Source organism: Serpentinicella alkaliphila, from assembly GCF_018141405.1.
In the GTDB taxonomy this organism is placed as follows: domain Bacteria; phylum Bacillota; class Clostridia; order Peptostreptococcales; family Natronincolaceae; genus Serpentinicella; species Serpentinicella alkaliphila.
The window spans coordinates 1007402-1026679 of the sequence record NZ_CP058648.1 but is presented as its reverse complement, the minus strand read 5'-3'; the positions used below and the strand labels follow the sequence as shown (position 1 = coordinate 1026679).

General features: G+C 33.1%; 15 protein-coding genes. 4 read left to right on the top strand and 11 right to left on the bottom strand.

All coding sequences use genetic code 11. The features are described 5' to 3' along the window. Nucleotides 1-236 precede the first annotated feature (236 nt). A complete protein-coding gene (locus HZR23_RS05205) occupies nucleotides 237-2480 on the bottom strand; it encodes a U32 family peptidase (RefSeq protein WP_132847378.1) in 2244 nt (747 codons plus the stop codon). A 732-nt stretch (nucleotides 2481-3212) separates the two neighbouring features. Here HZR23_RS05205 and HZR23_RS05200 point away from each other — a divergent pair. Then, complete coding sequence (locus HZR23_RS05200) at nucleotides 3213-4952, top strand: ABC-F family ATP-binding cassette domain-containing protein (RefSeq protein ID WP_132847377.1); 1740 nt, start codon at nucleotides 3213-3215, stop codon at nucleotides 4950-4952. 419 nt (nucleotides 4953-5371) lie between these two features. Here the strand turns inward: HZR23_RS05200 and HZR23_RS05195 are convergent, their stop codons facing one another. The 4 genes from HZR23_RS05195 to HZR23_RS05180 form a co-directional block, all read right to left on the bottom strand. Beyond that, the gene (locus HZR23_RS05195) at nucleotides 5372-6304 is read right to left on the bottom strand and encodes a phosphotriesterase family protein (RefSeq protein WP_132847376.1); all 933 of its coding nucleotides are present in this window, start codon (nucleotides 6302-6304) and stop codon (nucleotides 5372-5374) included. Nucleotides 6305-6355: 51 nt separating this feature from the next. Beyond that, entirely contained in the window at nucleotides 6356-6670 is a 315-nt protein-coding gene (locus HZR23_RS05190; protein ID WP_132847375.1) for an MBL fold metallo-hydrolase, read from the bottom strand. A 370-nt stretch (nucleotides 6671-7040) separates the two neighbouring features. Further along, nucleotides 7041-7973, bottom strand: a complete 933-nt coding sequence (locus tag HZR23_RS05185; protein WP_243098153.1) for a helix-turn-helix transcriptional regulator — start codon at nucleotides 7971-7973, stop codon at nucleotides 7041-7043. Nucleotides 7974-9514: 1541 nt separating this feature from the next. After that, complete coding sequence (locus HZR23_RS05180; protein WP_165913595.1) at nucleotides 9515-9682, bottom strand: hypothetical protein; 168 nt, start codon at nucleotides 9680-9682, stop codon at nucleotides 9515-9517. 97 nt (nucleotides 9683-9779) lie between these two features. Between HZR23_RS05180 and HZR23_RS05175 the strand changes: the two genes are divergently transcribed. After that, complete coding sequence (locus tag HZR23_RS05175) at nucleotides 9780-10322, top strand: RNA polymerase sigma factor (protein ID WP_165913594.1); 543 nt, start codon at nucleotides 9780-9782, stop codon at nucleotides 10320-10322. Between the two features lies 1 nt (nucleotide 10323). Further along, nucleotides 10324-11628, top strand: coding sequence for a DUF4179 domain-containing protein (locus tag HZR23_RS05170; protein WP_132847373.1), 1305 nt, complete (start codon nucleotides 10324-10326; stop codon nucleotides 11626-11628). Nucleotides 11629-12179: 551 nt separating this feature from the next. Here HZR23_RS05170 and HZR23_RS05165 read toward each other — a convergent pair. From HZR23_RS05165 to HZR23_RS05145, 5 genes are all read right to left on the bottom strand, one after another. Then, on the bottom strand, nucleotides 12180-12374 hold the full coding sequence (locus HZR23_RS05165) for a hypothetical protein (protein WP_132847372.1): 195 nt from the start codon (nucleotides 12372-12374) through the stop codon (nucleotides 12180-12182). A 242-nt stretch (nucleotides 12375-12616) separates the two neighbouring features. Beyond that, the gene (locus HZR23_RS05160; RefSeq protein ID WP_132847371.1) at nucleotides 12617-14866 is read right to left on the bottom strand and encodes a M56 family metallopeptidase; all 2250 of its coding nucleotides are present in this window, start codon (nucleotides 14864-14866) and stop codon (nucleotides 12617-12619) included. A gap of 42 nt (nucleotides 14867-14908) precedes the next feature. Beyond that, nucleotides 14909-15304 carry a BlaI/MecI/CopY family transcriptional regulator gene (locus HZR23_RS05155; protein ID WP_132847370.1) on the bottom strand — a complete coding sequence of 132 codons (396 nt, stop codon included), beginning with the start codon at nucleotides 15302-15304 and terminating at the stop codon, nucleotides 14909-14911. 395 nt (nucleotides 15305-15699) lie between these two features. Further along, nucleotides 15700-17373, bottom strand: coding sequence for a recombinase family protein (locus HZR23_RS05150; protein WP_132847369.1), 1674 nt, complete (start codon nucleotides 17371-17373; stop codon nucleotides 15700-15702). Nucleotides 17374-17454: 81 nt separating this feature from the next. Continuing rightward, on the bottom strand, nucleotides 17455-17598 hold the full coding sequence (locus tag HZR23_RS05145; protein WP_165913593.1) for a hypothetical protein: 144 nt from the start codon (nucleotides 17596-17598) through the stop codon (nucleotides 17455-17457). Nucleotides 17599-17733: 135 nt separating this feature from the next. Here HZR23_RS05145 and HZR23_RS05140 point away from each other — a divergent pair, with 135 nt between their 5' ends. Further along, entirely contained in the window at nucleotides 17734-18774 is a 1041-nt protein-coding gene (locus tag HZR23_RS05140) for a hypothetical protein (RefSeq protein WP_132847368.1), read from the top strand. Nucleotides 18775-18937: 163 nt separating this feature from the next. Here HZR23_RS05140 and HZR23_RS05135 read toward each other — a convergent pair whose 3' ends face one another. Continuing rightward, nucleotides 18938-19273 (bottom strand): hypothetical protein, encoded by a 336-nt coding sequence (locus HZR23_RS05135; RefSeq protein WP_132847367.1) that lies wholly within the window; start codon nucleotides 19271-19273, stop codon nucleotides 18938-18940. Nucleotides 19274-19278: the final 5 nt, after the last annotated feature.

The window sequence follows — 19278 nt, the reverse complement described above, 5'->3', positions numbered from 1 at the left end:
ATGATAAGGTTCACAGTATCGCTGTAACTACGGTTTTTTATCAAGTCTAAATAATAGATAGAATTGCAACTTTTCAGGGAAATTTTATCTGTCCCCTTGTCCTTTTAGAATTATCATTTGCTTTTTATATCAACAGAATGAGAATTAATATCACGTTACTTAACTCCAAACACTAAATAAAGCAGGACTTATAGAATTTTCATGGAGGCAACACCCAGATTTGAACTGGGATTTCCCTACAAAATCTCTTTATTAAAATGTCCTCTTGTGTCTGTTTCCTTATTAAAGACAGCATTATTCATTGAGCCATTTAATTTGCCTAAGGCCTTATTAATGGTTTTCACAACCTCCTCTTTTGATTCAACTGTGAAGTTTAGTCTGAATGCCTCGATTCCTTTGATGTTTTGTAGCTCATCTAAAAGATTAAGGGTCTTCCCATTCAGGATAGTCGTTGTACAATCATCATGAGCAATAATAGGGAACGTTCCGTGCTCATCTTTTAACTCATAGGTCTTCGTTCTGCAAATACCGCATTGATTCATTTTTTTCAGCGGACAATATTTTGTAAATAACAAAGGAGCCTTACCATATACAATCATTTCTAGTGCAGGATACCCGTCATTTTCTTCATAATAAGCATTAATTAAATCTTCAATTTGTCTCTTATTCAATTCATAAGATAAAGTGACTCGTTTTGTACTTAATTTATATAATTCATAGCAACTAGTTGCATTAACAACATTTAGAGAATAGTCAGTAACAAAAGGATTAGTTTCTCTGTAGTGATAAATTCCGCCATATCCTCCGATTAGTAGCTGCCCTTCTTTTTCCTTATAATCATTCTGATTTCTTCTAACAACGTTTTCAAAATAGATTTCCTTAATGCCACAGCTCATGCAAGCATCATACTGTTCCTTAGTCGTTACAGTGGCAGTAAGGTATGGTTTTTTAGGAGTAAAGCTTATTTTTTCTTTAGCTTCCAAAGGCTTGGTTCTTTTCTTTTTGCTGTTAAGCTTTAATTCATATAATCCCTGTACAATATCTCTTCTTGCTGCATTTAACTGTTTAGCTGGAATAAATGCATTGCATTCCTCAAACTCTATATGATTAAGTTCGAATATAGTATCATTTAATCTTGAAAATTGCTTTATTATCTGGTCTTTTGTTGTTGGATTATTAATTGCTTCACCTAATATTTCCTCGCTTTCATATAAATAATTAAAGCCTAAGCCCTCAGCATCTATGATAAGCTTTGAATCTGGATATGCATGCACTCTAATGTCTAGGTTGAAACGCTTAAATTCTTTTTCCAGTGATGATTCTAACACTTTGTAATAGAAATAATCCTTCGATATATATACTGAATCACCCTTAGACAACTTTTCTTTGATTTTTATATAGCAGATATCATCTGCTTTGTTGATTAGATTGCCATCTTTATCGTACAGTTTTACAACAGTTAAATTAACATCTTCATTGTTATGACTTATTCTGATTATATCGTTTTGATTTAAAGTACGTGTCAGTGTTATTTCATACATGTCTTTAAGTACCTTGCTAATTTCACCAATTTCATATCCACAGTTATTAGGTCTTAAGATGTTTGTAATATCTTTCGTATCCTCGTAAAACAGATATCCTTTAGTAAATGTTCTATTAAATGTTTTGTTCAGTTTTTCTTTATCTTCTTCGGTTATTTTATTATCTAATGCCATGCGATATCTTGATACAACATTAGCAACATACGCAGGCTCTTTCATTCGACCTTCTATTTTTAAAGAATCAATTTCTTTTAAATCATTGATATAATCGATTGTGTTTAAGTCCTTAGTAGATAGAATATAGTTTTTCCCTAAAGATGTATCTGTTGTCTTATCAATTAATTCATACTCCTTACGGCATGAACCAACACATCTTCCGCGATTTCCGCTCCGATAGCCGATTAACCCAGACATTAGACAGTTTCCAGAATAAGATACACATAAAGCACCGTGAACAAAAATTTCTAAAGGTATTTTAGCTATTCTTTTTATCTCTTTTACTTTTTCAATCTCAACCTCACGGGACAGAACAACTCTTTTAGCACCAAGTTCTTTAAATAATAAAGTTCCGTCTAAATCGTCTATTCCCATTTGCGTTGAACAATGTGCTTCCATATCAAGAAAGTTTTTAACTATATAATCGAAAGCAGCCAGATCCTGAACGATTATGCCATCAACACCGATTTCATTTAATTCGTGCATCTGGGCTTTCATCTCTTCAACTTCGTTTTCAAAAACGATGGTATTCATTGTAACATAGATTTTAACATTTCTCAGGTGCGCATACGTAACAGCCTCTTTTAACGATTCTAAATCAAAATTAGATGAGTATGCACGTGCACCAAATTTTTGCATTCCTAAGTATATTGCATCACAACCATTAGAAATTGCAGCTTTTAAAGCTTCCATATTTCCTGCTGGTGCTAATAATTCAGTCATTTTTTTCCTCCCCAACACCTATAAATTATAAAAGTTTGCAGTTATCTTCAACACCAAATTTATTCAATTTATGATTTTGATTTAATGATTTTTCTAATATTAACTTAATAAAGCCCTTTGAAATTTATATATGGAACATTTTGGGTAATTCAATCCAATAAGCGCCCAATAAATAAATGCATCCTGTGAAACTCACTTGTTGCAAACTCGAATATACCTTGGTGTTTGTAAACACCCCCCGTTGCTACTACCTCCAATTAGTTAAGCGCCTATTTTTATTTTAGTATCACAGTACATTCTTATTTTTATGTATATTATAACAAACAGATGTATCGAAAGATAGTAACTAGTAATAGGAAAGAATTTTTAAGATATTTAGTTTTTAAAACAAACCAGCAGTTATTTATGATAAGACTCGCCGCACCTTTGTATCAGCGGTTTTTACTAAAGTTTTCTGTATAATTAACAAGTCAAACTTCCATTGCATATATACCCCTTGGATATCTACGCCCTTAATCATACCCTCCTCTATGTGTGGTCATGATGTTCATTTTCTTAAAATTTCTATATTAGATAATTGAAATTAGAGAAAGAAAGTGTTATACTATCCACTTAAGTCAAAATAATTACATTGTTATATAATATTGAATTTAAGAATTTCTATTGGCAATATTATATAATAAAGAGCTTATTTTAGAAGGCTCTTTTTGAATGATAAAGAGAGGTAATAATATGATAAAAGTTGATAACTTGTCCTACTCGTTCCCGCAAAAAGATATCTATAAGAATATTTCATTTACACTAGAAGATGGTCAACATTGCGCTTTTATAGGAACAAACGGCAGTGGAAAAAGTACATTAATAGATATACTTATGGATCCAGAAAAATATATGTTTGATGGCAAGTTAGAAATAGATCCTCAGTATAGAATTGGATATGTAAGTCAGTTCTCACAACTAGAAAAAATACACGATACTACAGTTTATGAATTTATAGGAGAAGAATTTTTCAAGTTGCAAAATGAAATAACATACATTTGTTCTCAAATGGAAACATCTTCGGATATTGATGCTTTACTAGACAAATACCAGCTTGCTTTAGACGCATTTAATGCAATTGGTGGGGATGATTTTGAAAGCATGATTAATAAAAAACTGAATCTTGCAAACCTAACTAAGCATAAAGATCTAATGGTATCTGAGCTTAGTGGTGGAGAATTCAAACTTATACAAGTGATTAAGGTAATGCTCAGTATCCCAGACTTAATAATTATGGATGAACCAGATGTATTCTTAGACTTTGAAAACATTGATTCTCTTAAAAACCTAATTGATTCCCATAAAGGAACTCTATTAATTATTACCCACAACAGATATTTATTGAATCATTGTTTTAACAAAATTTTGCACCTTGAAAACAAGGAACTCCAAGAGTTTGATGGAAGATTTATCGATTATAATTTTTCATTACTTCAAACTAAAATTGAGTTGCAAGAATTGGCTATGGCCGATACAGAAGAAATTGAGAGAAACGCTATGTTGATCGATAAATTAAGGTCTATTGCAACTCACAATTCTGAAGCTTCTAGGGGAAAGGCTCTAAAGGCTAGAGTTAAAATTCAAGAAAGATTAGAAGCAAGACGTATTAAAGAACCTTTCGTTGATATTAAGCAGCCGAATATCAGTTTTCATACGGATAATGAGGTCGAAGAAACCATCGCTTTAAAAGTTAATGATTTTAGTGTTGTCTATGATGAAGAGGTACTGTTAGAAAATGTTAATTTCGAGATTAAATCTACTGATAAAGTAGCTCTCATCGGTTCAAATGGTACAGGAAAAACCACTTTGTTGAGGGCTATTTTTAAAAACAATGATTCAATTGAAATTAATCCTAATATAGAAATGGCATATTTATCTCAGAATCAAGGTGAAACACTAAATGAGTCTAATACAATACTCGAAGAGTTATTAGATGCCGGTCTTAGAAATTCAACAGCAGTTATATCCTATATTTCAAACTATGGTTTTGACAGAAAAATGCTTCATCAAAAAATCCAGTACTTATCTGGTGGTGAGAAAAATATGCTTCAATTAGCTAAAATTGCTGTTAGTAAAGCAAATATGTTGCTTCTGGATGAACCAACAAGTCATTTAGATACATATTCACAAATAGCTCTCGAAAAAGCCATAGAAAACTATAAAGGCGCCATATTAACCATTTCACATGATTACTATTTTATATCTAATTGTATGGATTATGTTCTGATAATTGAAAATATGACTCTCAGAAAAATGAGTATGAAGAAATTTAGAAGAAAGATATATGCTAATCATTTTGATAGGGACTATTTAGAAGTTGAACAAAAGAAAAAATTAATTGAAACGAGTATAGAGTTGGCTTTAAAAGATACCAATTTTGAGCTTGCAAAAACTTTATCTGAAGAGTTAGAAGATGTAATTAAGCTGCTTTAAATTGCATCCTTTATAAACAATAACTAACATCCTCTCTTTGCATTAAGATTATATAACAAAGTCTCAATGCTAGAGGGGATTATTTATTCCCAAATAAAGATTTTGGGCTAAATTAACACGTTCTTTCTTTATTGGCCATCTTAGTCCAATTCGCTTACGCTTACTACTATGATAGGACTCTCCTTATCATCAAACTGTACCTGCAGTTTTTTTCAAGTTTGTGCAATATATTAGTGAATATTTTTTAGCTATAACGTATTTTTAACTTTTAATACATTACCTAAACCCGACATCATTTATAATAAGGTTCACCGTATTGTTGTAACAGCGGTTTTTTGTTATATATAATTCTTGTAACACTCCTAAAGAAAGGGGCAAAACATGCAATTGCTTCTTTGTATCAGTTGCAAATAAGATTTCTAAATATCGTAGAATCGTGCAGGATTGTCCACGATCATGCTTTCTATCACATCTTGGGGGATACCATTTTCTATACAATATGGTACAAATACATTGAAAAAGGCACAATATCTTTCTATCCCATCTTTCTTTTTACTCTCTGCATAAAAATCATAATCCTCGGATAGTATCACTTGATGGCTATAATTATGCTCTAGGGCATGATCAATAAGTTCTTTTCTTTCTTCATATTTACCTGCTTGTATCGTATCAAATCCAATCCAATACCCCTTCTTAACAACTTCCAAAATCATTTCACGATTACTTTCATAATCTGCATGGGCCCAGACAAATTTATGGGGTGGTACTTCCATTTTCTCTAGGATCTTCATAACTTTTGGCATATGCTCTGCCTCCAATACATGACAGTGTATCGACATTCCAGTGGCTTTACAGGCTATAGCAGCAGCCTTGAGCATAGCCTTGTCCACATTATTAACGCCGCCTCGTTCAAGAAGCAATTTAATATGTCCAGGTTTTATGCATACATTATCAATCACATCTAGACCTTCCTCAAAGTCTTGAATCCACTTTTTAGCTAGTTGCTCTTCAAATTTTTCAGGGAAAATATGATATGCATACTTAGTGATGTTTATTCCTGTGCTGGCAATGATATTGATGTTGGTTTTGAAGGACAGATCATATAACAGTTTTAAATTTTGTCCTCCAAGAGGAGGTGAAGCTTCCACGATGGTTTGACATCCTGCCTCCCTTAATCCACTTATTATTGGTAACACTTTATCAAATATTTTCTGATTATAGTCCTCATCATACTGTTTGCCAAAATACATTCTGCTTGCAAAATTTTGATCAAATATCCAATCTAGATGCTCATGGGATAGTGTTCTACCCATTTGTGTTTTATCAATTGGTCCTCTTACTGTATAAATCATTTTAAAGCACCTCTCTTCATATTCTGAAAAAATTCAATTTTCATTTCAATTTCAGGCATATATTTTTGAGCTAGTAAATAGAATATTTCTATTTTCAAATTTCTTATCATTAACTCTAATAAGGGATTTTCCATTATGTGTATAAAAGTATATTTGAGATATCCTTTCCAATTGAATAATTGACTCCCATTGCCTTCTTACATCTTCTTTTGTCATACATGGTAATATTGGTTCTCCTTTATTAGAGAACATTAATTCATCTGCTACATGTATATACTCATCATTTATTTTAACAATACTAGTGCATATTGAATGTCCTGGGTATGGTATGATTTCAATTACATGACCTCCAAACTGAACCTTCACAGGTGCTTCAACACAAACTGTTGGAGTAAAATATCTATGCTCTTCTCTCGGCGTCCACCTATCTAGGGTATTCTTATAATAGCTGCTTCCATATTACTAAATGATTTGAATGTAAGTCCTTAATAACTTCCATGGCTTGATGCTTATGGCCTGTGTCTATAAGTATTACCTTGCCTTTGTTGAGCAATGCTGTTATTCTATCTCCAAAATGCAGTCCTTTTTTTCGCTCAAAAACATATTCTATAATATCTGGTGATAATTCTTTCTTTAGAATTCTTCTTCCTCCCTATCTAATAATCATCTTGTTATATGGCATAATTCCTTCCAATTAGCAAGTTCATTATACTAAATAATGACTGACACCATTATGTCAGTCATTATAATTTTCTAATATTCTTTTTAAGTACTTTTTTGTATCTTCTCTTAAATAATTGGGCTCTATTACTTCACACTCACATCCAAAACCTAGTATAAACTTAATTAGTCCCTCATCATATGGAAAAGGCTCCTCAACAATAAAATAACCTTCTCTGTCTTTCTTTATGTTATCCTTAAAAAAGTATTCTGTTAACTGCTCCCCTATTTTGCTACTAAATTTCAACTTCACATTTACATTATTAGTCTCATCGCTTCTACGAAATATTTCGTCTAGTTTCTCCTCCATTATATCTCTTTTAACAAAACTGTCACCTAAGCTTAGGTTCTTCATCCTCACCAGCTTAAATTTCCTATAGTCACTTCTATTTCTGCAGTATCCAGTTACATACCACTGACCATAAGAGAATTCTATTCTAGTAGGCTCCACATTTCTCTCTGCAAGTTCCAAATTCCTATTGATATATTTAAACACCAATAATCTACTTTCTTCTATTCCTTGATTGATTATGTATAAAAACTCTTTTAATTCACTCTCCATACTAAAATGCGACATATCTATATTTAGTTTGTTATTTTTATCCTTTTCATTTTCATAGATGCTCTGAAGTTTAAGGACGATGTCATTAAACTGATGGTTATTCCCAAAAACGATATTTAAGCTATTTAGCACCTCCATTAAAGTATGTAGCTCTCCTTTATTGAAGTATAGATCATCTAGCTTATAATTTTCCATTATATAAAATCCACCAGACTTACCTCCAATTGCTGCAACAGGTATACCAGCCTCGGAAATTTTATCGATGTCTCTATATATTGTTCTTACTGACACATCAAAGTGTTTAGCAAGCTCTTTTCCTGTAACTATAGCTTTTTTTGATAATATAAGAATAATAGAAAGTAATCTATCTGCCCTCACTCTATCCACAATCCCCTTAAAAAGTATTTAGACAATGTTGTTTTCCTTTTATATTCTTTATGTCTATAAAAACATAACAATCTAACCTTTAACTATAAAAACAATTCCTTTACGATTCACTTGTCTTATCTTCCGTACCGTTGTATTAGCGGTTTTAAATCATAAACGGCTGCTACTCCGAAATTTACTATAAAACCCATCAAAATCTCCGTGTTCAAAGTTCCTCACCTCATATAATCATTCTTGCGTGGATTAGAGGTCAGTAAATAAAAAAGTTGTTTTAGTTAAGTAGAATATTTTATTTTATTTTGCGATTATTTTAGGTTGTTTTGAAGTTATATTTAGATTTGATTAGATTTGATTAGATTTGATTTTTGAGGTTTTTTTATTTTTTAGATTTTTGAGAGGTTTTTTAGATTTTAGATTTTTTAAGGTTTTTTTTTTAGATTTTTATTTTAGATTTTTTGAGGTTTTTGGAGGTTTTTGAGTTTGATTTTTAAAGTTTTTTTAAGGTTTTTATCATTTTTATGTTTTTTAAGTTTTTAAGGTTTTGAGGTTTTTTAAATTTCTTAGCTCTAGAACAGCCTAATTACATAAATAGCCTGTACCTATTCCACACTAACAGTATTTTAACATATTTTACTATTATTGAATAGATATTCTTCAGATTTTCAATCTATTAATTTCTATTCAGCATAATTTAGTAATATTGAGAAATGGGTTTACCTTCTATCTATATAGCAATAGCAAAAACAAAAGAAAGGGAAGAGTCTTCATCATCTGAAGATTCTTCCCCTAAGAAGGTTTTATTAAGTTTTTTAATGTCTCACTGAAATGTATCTCAATTGTATCAATCTTTTCTATTGTCACCCACTGTAATTTTATTTACCATTAGTTGTAAGAACATTTTTCGCTGGTCTTTATCTGCACTACTAAGAAGTTGAGCTATTTATTTTTATTTTATCCATAATATCAAGTTTTTTTCTTCCAGTTGCTCTAAGGTAGTTTCTATCTCCTTTAACCGCTCAGTCAACATTTCTTTTGGCAGGTGACCATCTTCGTAGAGGTCGAAGACTCTTTTCTTCTTCACCATATGGCTAACCATCTGCCTCAATTCCTGAACAAACACTACCTACACTTTTAATTTCCATATACTGCCCCCAAATCTTTATAATTAACTTTTCTATAACTGTACTAATCTATTTAAATAAGAACACTTATAGATAATCCAAGTCATAAAGCATATCTAATATGGTTTTTTTGTGAGATATCGATCGTTGGATTTCTCTTAAATAATCATAACATATTCATACACTAATCTCAAAATTTTATAGATTATTAATATTACAATTTTTAGCATTTCCCACTAAGTAATTATTGCAATACATAATATTGTTTAGTCATTATTATTTAGTATTATAAGCACATTCAATGGAAAGTTTATATCACCAAAAAACCGCAATCATTTGTGTGATAGGGTTCACCGTGTCGTTATATTGGGGTTTTTTTTTATAGTAAAAGAGTCAAAAATAACCGTTCCTTTTGACTCATTAGAAAACATGGTATGGTAGGAATTTATAAAAACCACCGTTACAATGTACTATTCCCTCTTTAAATTCAAAAACATCTCCAGCTTCTCCAATGACTATTTCTATCCATAAACGTTTGTCTGCATTATCATAGATGATATTTTTAAAATAATCGTGAACCAATCCCATATATGAAACTGTCTTATATGTAGTACAGTGAAATAATTCCATGGAAATTATAAACTAGTTTATAATGTAAGTATTGGTAAAATAAGGAGGTTAAATTTTGGAATTCACAGAACAATGTCAATTAGGTTCCGCTACGAGCCTTACTGTTATAAAAGCTATTCAAGGTAATAAATCAGCATTTTCTATTTTGTTTAAGGAGTACTATAATACTTCTTATCGTGTATCACGCTCTATTCTCAAAAAAGATAGCGATATTGAGGATGCCCTACAAGAAGCTGCTATTAAAGCCTACAAAAGCATTATCAAATTAAAAGATGCCGATCTATTTAAGTCTTGGTTTATACGTATTGTTATCAATGAAAGCTATAATGTCCTTAAAAGAAAGACACACCTCCCCCTAGATACTTTAACAAATTGCACATCTACTCCTAATGAGATTTGTAATGATATAGATATAAAGAATGCAATTTTAAATCTAGATGATGACCTAAGACTTGTCACAGTCCTTTATTACTATGAAGATTTATCGATAAAGTCTATATCAAAACTTCTTAATATCCCAGAGGGAACAGTAAAATCAAGGCTTTCGCGCGCAAGGAACAAGCTTTATGATATTTTGAGTATTGAGGAGGATATTTAAAATGAATGATAAATTAAGAGAAAAGATAGTAAAAGAAGATTTTATTATGCCAGATAGTACCTCTAAAAAATTAGATGATTTTGTTAATAAGCTACCGAATAAAAGAGTTTTTTATTTGAAGAAATTCATGACTGTAGCATCTTTACTACTGGTGTTCACCATTGTATCTATTGCTGGAGCCTATGCAAATGGTTATAGGCTGAATGATATATATCACTTATTTAGCTTCTACCCTTCAGGCAAGGATCTCTCGGAGTATGTTGTTATTAATAATACCTCTGTACAATCGAAAGGTATTACGGTAACTATAAATGAATCTATCTTAGATGAAAATAATCTTATATTAAGTATGACTGTAAAGAATTATACAGCCTTTGAGAAATCTGATTCATATAATGATCTTGCAGTTGGAGTTATAGAAGGATTTGTGGATGACACATTAGTTTTTAACTCTGGGTCTGGTTATGGGGAATTCATAGATCAACATACCTATAATATGTCTATACATCATATGATAAATACTAATAATCTTCCTGCTGAATTTGGTTTGAAATATGTAATTAAAACGATTAATGATATTAATGGTAATTGGACTTTCCATTTAGATTTAAACAAAGAATCTATAAACAACGCTAGTAAGATTGTTAATTTAAATGAAATAATAGATTTTCAAGAGGGTAAAGTGGTAATTAACAAGGCAGCATTTACACCTATTAGCACAAGAATTTCCCTATTGGGTTCAGCTGAACTACCTGCTCCTAAGTTTCCAGATGATCCTTTAAGGGATGGTTTTATAGTTTACAATCAGGACGGTACAGAAATACCTTTCATAGGTATAGATTACAATATCGACAGTAATGGAAATTATATGGCTTCTATTGAATGTGATCCAGTAGATACCCCACCCTCGTCCCTAACATTAATACCATATAGGCGAATCTTTAGTGATTCTAATAAAGAAATCTCTGCAAAGATAAAGCCTAACACACTACCTATTGTCTTAACTCGGGATTCTGGAACCACTATATCCATTAGTAAAATTGAAGATTCTAAAGATGGTTCCTTGATATCCTTTATATTTGATTTGGTTTCACCCGATAATGGACCAACGTTTGTAATCTATGATGAAACTGGCGACATCATTGAACCAAAGTCAACTATTACTAATAAAAAAGTTGGCTCTCGTATAGAAGCTACACTTTTATATTCCAAACTTTCAGAAGATAAGGAATATGTAATCATATTGGAGAATTCCTATATCTTCGAGATATATGAAAATGAAAAGATAGTAATTCCTATAGAGTAGGCTTCACCCACTTTACTAGTTTCTATATTTCAAATAACCCCTAATTTTTCAAATCAAAAGCTAGGGGTTATTTTTAGGCAACATCTGTAGAATCGATAAACTATAAGTACGAGCCCCATGTGCAGGGACAAATAGGGGATGTCCAAACAACTCTCCTATTTTGTTACACTCTAGCGAGACAGCCCTTTTTTCCATTCGGCGATCCACTCTGTTTTCCCAGTTCCATAACTTTCTTTTTGACCAATATCTTGTAAAAAACTTCTCGTCTACGGCCATCAATTTCTTTAAGTCATAACCCGTAACATTTTTAATGACACGAACAAGATTATATTTATCAAAGATGTGTTGTTCTGGATTTTTGAAACGCTTATTTTGTTCGTCGCTTCTTCTGTATTTTTCAACAATGTATAAAAATAATGTCCCACTGCATGGGCCTTGTCTCTGTTATCATATTACCTTGTACGGTTATGTCTTGCTTAATTATAATTAACCTAATATCAAATATACTCTGTTTGATTTTAAATCTGACTATGTATCGATAATAGTTAATTTCAGAGAAAACCGCCATTACTTATGGTACGGTTCTCCGTAACGGGTATAATGGCGGTTTTTATATATTTTTCTAAGTTATAATCTATAGGGACAGCCGAACCTAAATCTAATACAGAAGCATCTGTCAGCTTGTTCCTTCTTAAATGCATTATAGCCTTTAAGATAACCCCAGTTGTAACATTTGCGGGTTTCATTTTTTCACTACTTAAATTTTATATAGCATTCACAAACTCTGCTTGCTAGTTAAATCATCTCTAATTCTCATATGTTTCTATCAGGTGAACACCCCTATTAGGCATTTTCACAACGCTATAATCTTTTCTCTCTATTTAATCGCTATTTAATTGCCTCATTTATAAAATAGCACTAGTACTTGAGGCCATTATTTTTTAGTAGTTTGATATCAACTGCTTAGAATATCATATTAGATTCTAATTTACCTCAAATAATCAGTAGGATTTACTTGTTTTCCATTAACCCACACCTCAAAATGAAGATAATTTCCCGTTGCATACCCAGTGCTACCTATTTCTGCAATCTTTTGCCCTTCTTTTACTTCATCTCCAACAGATACATTATGATGTGATGCATTAGCATATAGCGTCTCCAAGCCATTTCCATGGTCAATCTTAATTACTTTTCCATACTCCTTTGATTCCTCGGACTTAACCACCTTTCCATCTTTAAAAGCAACAATCTTTTCTCCTCTAGGAGCTGGAACCTGTATTCCTGTATAAAATACTTTATCCTTTGAAATAGGATGTATTCTTTCTCCATAGGGAGTAGCAATTCTATTATACCCTGGCACTGGCCATTGCCCTTTGCCATCAGGTCCTATTTCTTCACTCTGCTTAATTAATTCTTGTGCATCCACAGCCATCTCTTTCAAAACTTTTATAATACCATCGTGTAAAGAGCCTGCAACTTTCTTTCTAAATTCTTCTATCAAAATGTTTTTGGTATCAGAAGGGTTTACGATATAGGCTGGTTCAATAATGACTGCCGGTATTTTAATACCACTAAATTTCAGTCTATTAGGTATTTCTGTTATTTCACTGGTTTTATTCTTGGTTGCATTAATCAGCTCTTTATGTATAATTTGAGCCACTCTTTCCCCTGTTATTATGCTTGTATCTCTATCTGTTGAAGAGTACAGCAGAGCCAACATATCACTTTCAGACGCTCCCCCAAAATTATTGTGAATGCTTACAAATAGAGAAGGATTAAGCTGGTTCACCAATTCTATTCTATTCTCCAAGGGTACTCCAGCATCCTCTTGACGAGTCAATTCAGCATTGACTCCTGATTCTCTTAACATATTATATAGTAAAAGTGATATTTCAAGGCTTAGATTCTTCTCCTTTACCTCACCAAAATTAGGGATGGTATAAACCGCCCCATAGTCATCTCCCCCATGCCCAGGATCAATGAGTACAAGCATATCTTTAATAATATCTTTATAGTTAGGTTCTTCTTCCTTTTTCTTACTCAACAAATTCTCTTGTTCTAATCCCTGTGTAGCATCATCCTTTACAGCTATATTTGTACTTATAAGATTTGTGTTATCAAGACCAGATGGGTTAGTCAGAACCATTCCCCCTATGATTATGCAAAAAATAATAGCTACTATAGATATTTTAAAGGATCCTTTTTTGAACTTTTCTATCATTTTTATTCTCCTTTCCAGTAAGCTGCTTGCTTCATAAAAGCTTACTGAATAAATCTTATTATAATTGCTCCTAAATCCCTTAGCTGAATTAATAATGGTCATCCCATAGGGTATGATTTCTTCTTCTTCTATTATCTCCATCACATACGCATCACAGGCAATCTCCCTATCATGCCTAATATACTTAATTGCAAACCATATGATAGGATTAAACCAGTGAATTAAGACTGCAATAAAAGTAATCAAATTATAAATTAAATCTTTTCTCTTGTAATGAGCCGATTCATGCAGGATTATATACTGAAGTTCAGTATGGTCAGTCTTAGTAGAAATATCTGTTGGCAGATAAATACATGGATTAAAGACTCCTCGAATACATGGACTTCCTATATAATCACTTAAATAGACTGGAATAGGCTTTCTTATATTCAATTTTCTTCTGCTTTCTTCTACTAAAGACTGTAGCTCAGGTGTTGAATGTATTCTTAACATTTTGTATTTGCCTTCAAACATAAATAAGGTGCTACCAAAGAATAGTGTGAATAACAACACTCCAAACAACCATATTCTAGCAGATACTTTTATGAGCTCCCCACTTGACTCTTTAGCTATTATGCTTTCCCCCTGCTCTGCAGAATCATATTCTGATAAGTAATCGTATATGGGCTTTTCCTCAATATAAAGCTCATAATTTGTCTCTTGATTTTTATCAAAATCCCAAGTTCTATAAGCTAGAGCATTCTCCTCGGCAGTAAGTGTTTTAGAAAGATTTTTTTCAACATAGGTTTCTAGGATTACTAAATTATTCTGTGGAAGTAGATTTAAAATGCTAATAGAACTTTCAATGTTGATAGGTATCAATAATCTGATAATCAGTATCATCCATAAGGTATGATGATATCGTGGTCCAATTCGTTGGAAATAGGACTTTTTAACAAGAAAATATGCTATTATAAAAATGCTTGTAGTCAACGATGAATATAGCACATGCAAAAAAACAATCTCTAAAATATCCATCTCCTGTATCCTCTCTTTTTCATAATTATACTTACAACAATTTTATTTTTTATTGTGCTGGTTTTCGTGTTTTTTCTTTTCAAGGATCTTCTGAATTTTTTCGATTTCATTCTCAGATAAGGATTCTTCCTCTAAAAAATTAGAAACAAGCATGCTCAAGGCTCCATCATATACTTTTTCAAGAAAGGATCTATTTTCAGTTTTAATGTAATCTTCTCTAGGAACCAGTGGATAGTATTTATAAATACGACCTTCCTTTTCAAAATCTATTATCCCTTTTTTGAGCAATCTATTTATTAGCGTCTTAATGGTTTGTGCTGACCATCCCATCTTAGGAGACAAAGCACTTATTATTTGTTCAGATGTGCTAGGATTATTATTCCATATAAGCTTCATCACTTCCCACTCTGCATCTGTTATATTTGGAGCTCTTTTCATGATTATTTCCTCCTTTTGTTTACATGTGTAAACGCTAAGCTCAGTTTACATCTGTAAACAGTTTTTGTCAAGAAATTAATGAATGTTTTTGATTTCTTGTTTTAGTTTTTATCGTTTTAACAATAAATGCATTGGTTAAGAGCTTTTATCTTCTTATTCCAATGCACTATATGTTTTTATAATTAAGTTTTTGGTCGATATAATATATTAATATGGCTATCTCTTATACTTGTTCTTATTTCTTCCAACATTTTATCAAATAATTCTTTTTCTCCATTATGAGTACCTACCACTACATAATCTAGACCCTTAGATAATGGAACACATATATAAACATCAAATCAATCCTTTGCATTGTGTTTATACCTGCAAATATGCCTCGTCTATTGCAATTCCTAATATTCAATAAAACCGCCGTTACTTATGGTACGGTTCACCGTATCATAGTTAGGGACATACGGTTTTAAGTTCTCTTTTTTAGCGGAAGTATCTAGGTATTCCAAAACATCCGCTTCACTAAATGCCAAAATGATTTTATCGACCACTCGCTCTTTGAAGTTATCCGACTTCTTTATTCTTATCTCTTTGATGACTGAATGAATCAGTCGTTTCCTTTCTTCATATGTTGCCAGTTCAAATAAAACCTTAAAGTGTTTAAGTGCTAGAGCTATCTGCTCAAAGGTTTGAGTTTCTCTTTCAACCGCTTTGAGTTGGTAATTTACATCATCAATTTCAGCTTCTATATCAGCCATTTTAGTGTTCAAGTCACCAATCATTGCTATAATCTTATCTTCTTTGAGGACCTCGAGTTTGTTGAGGTCACCTAAATAGGAATAATATAAACTTTCTTTATGTTTAAGTTCTTTAAGTGACTTTTGGAGTCTCTCCATATCCTTTAGAAGAGCCGAATTATCAGGCCTTTGACGCTTTTCGGCTTGTTCTGCTATAGCTTTAATTAAGTCTGGGTTTGAAACAAACTCTAAAAGCTTATCAACAGTATATTTTTCAATGGTTTCGGCCTCTACCAAATTCGGAAGACATACACTCGTATCTTTGTTACTATATTGTGAGCAAATGTAGTACCTATACATAATCCCTTCTGGATGCTTTTTGCTCTTTCTCTTTGTCCTATGAGCAACCATACTTGCACCACAAGCAGGACATTTTGGTAGCCCAGATAAAAGCCAATCGCCTTTCCAAACCTTCGGATTTGCTTTGCCTACTTTTTCTCTCTTCGCTCTTGTTTGTTGCCAAAGCTCCTCTGATATGATAGGTTCATGAATATCAGATTTCACCATTGTAAATTTATCAGTAATCCCTTTTCTTCTTTTGTTACTCCAATTTTCACGCAAACCCCATTTGATATATCCAGCATATGTAGGGTTATCTAAAACTGTTCTAACCGTGGCAACAGCCCAAGTGTTTCCCTTTTTAGTTTTCATATTACGTGTGTTCAAATGCTTGCAAATAAGGCTATAGCCATAGTCTTTATTTACATATAGGTCAAATATGGTCTTAACTATTTCAGCCTCATCATCATTCTTTACAAGTTTTTTGTCAATATTATCATACCCGAGTATGATACCGCCACCCCAATGTCCTAATTCAGCTCTTTTGAGCATTCCAGCACGAGCATTTGAAACAATGTTATCACGTTCCATCTCACTTACTGCGCCTACAATCTGAGCCATAAATCGCCCAGTTGCTGTACCTGTATTTATACCGTCTTCTTTACTAATCAGAACAATGTCCTTCTTTTCAAGATATGTCATTAAATGAGTCAAATCATTGAGTTTTCTACTTATTCGTGAGAGTTTCCAGATAAGTATAGCATCTACAGCAGTTGGATTAGAGTCAATGTATGACAACATATCTTGATATTGAGCCCTGTTTTCGGTACTCTTGCCTGAAATACCAGCATCGGTGTATGTGCCAACCACTTTATAATCAAATGCCTTGCAGTATGTCAAAAGACTATCAAGCTGGTTTTGAAGAGAAAACCCCTCAGTTTGTTCCTCTGTCGATACCCTTGTATATATAACAACATTTTTTATCAGTTTGTCTTCCATATCTTCACCTCATAACCAATTCTATCATTAAACCGTGCTTAATAATAGGACAAACCGAATTTGAACATAAAAAAAGACTACTTACGCAGTCTTTGCAGTATCCTTATTCTCATTTTCTATCTTAGCAATAACCTCTTCACCATACTTTTCTATCAGTTCTATCATAATATTTATAAATTCATCCCTCTTTGCTTCCCTTGCTTTCCTATCAGTGCTGTTTGTCATAATCATAAACCCCCTATAAATCGTGTATTTATAGTCGATTTATGAAGGGCTTGACTCGTAGGCACTTAAATATGAAGAAATTTTCATCGGCCTATGGTAAAATATCATAGGCATAGTTAATGGAGGTGACCTGTAATGGCTAAGCAGATAAAGCAAATATCCCGCAAAGACAGACAAGAGCTGATTAAAAGCACTTTAAGAAGAAATCAAGGTCTTTCAAATAAAAAGATAGCTACGCTTTTAGGGTGTAGTCCTACAAGCATAGCTAAGTATAGATTAGAACTGTTTGGAGAGTCCAAGTTGGACTCTATGCCCGTGAATACTGAGGATTGGACGCAGCACCCTTGGGTTCAAAGGCACAAAGATATTTTAGAAAAGAAGAAGTTATCTGATAGAACCCTTAAATGCCTCAGAACTCCGGGCGTACTAGACAAGTTGGTAGAGCTAGAGGGTGTCACGAAAAGCCCACGGCTTGCTCTGACAATTCTAAGGAAAGAACAACGGGAATTGAATAAGAACCCAAGCATAACGGTAACTGAGGACGCTGTGAAGTTGTTCGTGGCTGATTTACGCAATGAGAGTGACTACGACCAGATAAAACCCGAATCCATAGATTTAATCTTAGTCGATTTTATGTACAAGGCAGAGTATGCTGACCTGTATCCACACCTTGGGCGTATAAGTGCTAAACTCTTAAAACCAACGGGGTCTTTGGTTGTGGTATGTGGTCAACTGCTCTTGCCTCAGGCTATGCAAGCTCTCGGGGAATATCTGACATATAATTGGACACATGCTTATATGACCCCCAACGGCACTCAATTAGTACATAGTCGGAGGGTAATCCCAAAATGGAAAGCCATCCTACACTACACTAAAGGTGAACCAGATAAAAACCTTGCGTATATTCCTGACCTACACATACCTCCTCCTCGTGTCGCAGAAGATACCGGCCTACACCCTTATCAACAAAGTGTAGATGTTGAACTTGTAAAGGCGTTTAGCAATGAGGGTGACACGGTCATGGATGTCTGTATGGGAAGTGCTTCATACATCATAGCAACGCTGTTAGCTGGGAGGCGTAAGGTCTATGGCTCAGACGCTAATCCTCAATATGTCGCTACTGCTAAAGCTAGGGTCAAGGAGTTTTGGACAAAAAGAGAACAAGTGGAAAAGTAAAAAGACAGATACTCTGGTGTACCTGTCTTTTTAATATGATTAATTCGCCCTATTAAAGTTTGTAAGGGTCTTTGGAATTGGTTTTAGGGAAAGGTGCTATAAGCCATATAAAACCTCTCTGCGAGCTTTATATGAGGTTTTAAATATGGTGAGGTTAAAAGCCCTATATTGTCTTACATTGGTCATTGTCATAATCTGCGATTACAGCGTCTATATTGTGCCAGTCAAGCACACAACTCGGTATTAAGCACCTATAAGTATCGCTACTTAGTAGGTGTGTCAGAGCAGCATTATGGCTGATTGATTGCTTAACCATCACATACTGGATTAACGCCTCTTTGTAGGACATTACAATGGCCGCATTATTGCTATAATAAATAGCCTTGTCATCTAGCCTGTCACCAAAATACTTATTGACATGATAATCATAACTACCGCCAGATGTATAGTACCTGCGGCTAATCTCTGCTACTATATCCCAAAACTCCTGTTTATCCATATGTA

Bases quoted from the DNA above. Each gene is read 5' to 3' on its own strand.
- HZR23_RS05140 (WP_132847368.1), top strand. From the start codon at position 17,734: ATGGCTAAGCAGATAAAGCAAATATCCCGCAAAGACAGACAAGAGCTG.
- HZR23_RS05200 (WP_132847377.1), top strand. From the start codon at position 3,213: ATGATAAAAGTTGATAACTTGTCCTACTCGTTCCCGCAAAAAGATATC.
- HZR23_RS05155 (WP_132847370.1), bottom strand. From the start codon at position 15,304: ATGAAAAGAGCTCCAAATATAACAGATGCAGAGTGGGAAGTGATGAAG.
- HZR23_RS05135 (WP_132847367.1), bottom strand. From the start codon at position 19,273: ATGGATAAACAGGAGTTTTGGGATATAGTAGCAGAGATTAGCCGCAGG.
- HZR23_RS05160 (WP_132847371.1), bottom strand. From the start codon at position 14,866: ATGGATATTTTAGAGATTGTTTTTTTGCATGTGCTATATTCATCGTTG.
- HZR23_RS05180 (WP_165913595.1), bottom strand. From the start codon at position 9,682: ATGGGATTGGTTCACGATTATTTTAAAAATATCATCTATGATAATGCA.
- HZR23_RS05150 (WP_132847369.1), bottom strand. From the start codon at position 17,373: ATGGAAGACAAACTGATAAAAAATGTTGTTATATATACAAGGGTATCG.
- HZR23_RS05205 (WP_132847378.1), bottom strand. From the start codon at position 2,480: ATGACTGAATTATTAGCACCAGCAGGAAATATGGAAGCTTTAAAAGCT.
- HZR23_RS05165 (WP_132847372.1), bottom strand. From the start codon at position 12,374: ATGAAACCCGCAAATGTTACAACTGGGGTTATCTTAAAGGCTATAATG.
- HZR23_RS05195 (WP_132847376.1), bottom strand. From the start codon at position 6,304: ATGATTTATACAGTAAGAGGACCAATTGATAAAACACAAATGGGTAGA.
- HZR23_RS05170 (WP_132847373.1), top strand. From the start codon at position 10,324: ATGAATGATAAATTAAGAGAAAAGATAGTAAAAGAAGATTTTATTATG.
- HZR23_RS05145 (WP_165913593.1), bottom strand. From the start codon at position 17,598: ATGACAAACAGCACTGATAGGAAAGCAAGGGAAGCAAAGAGGGATGAA.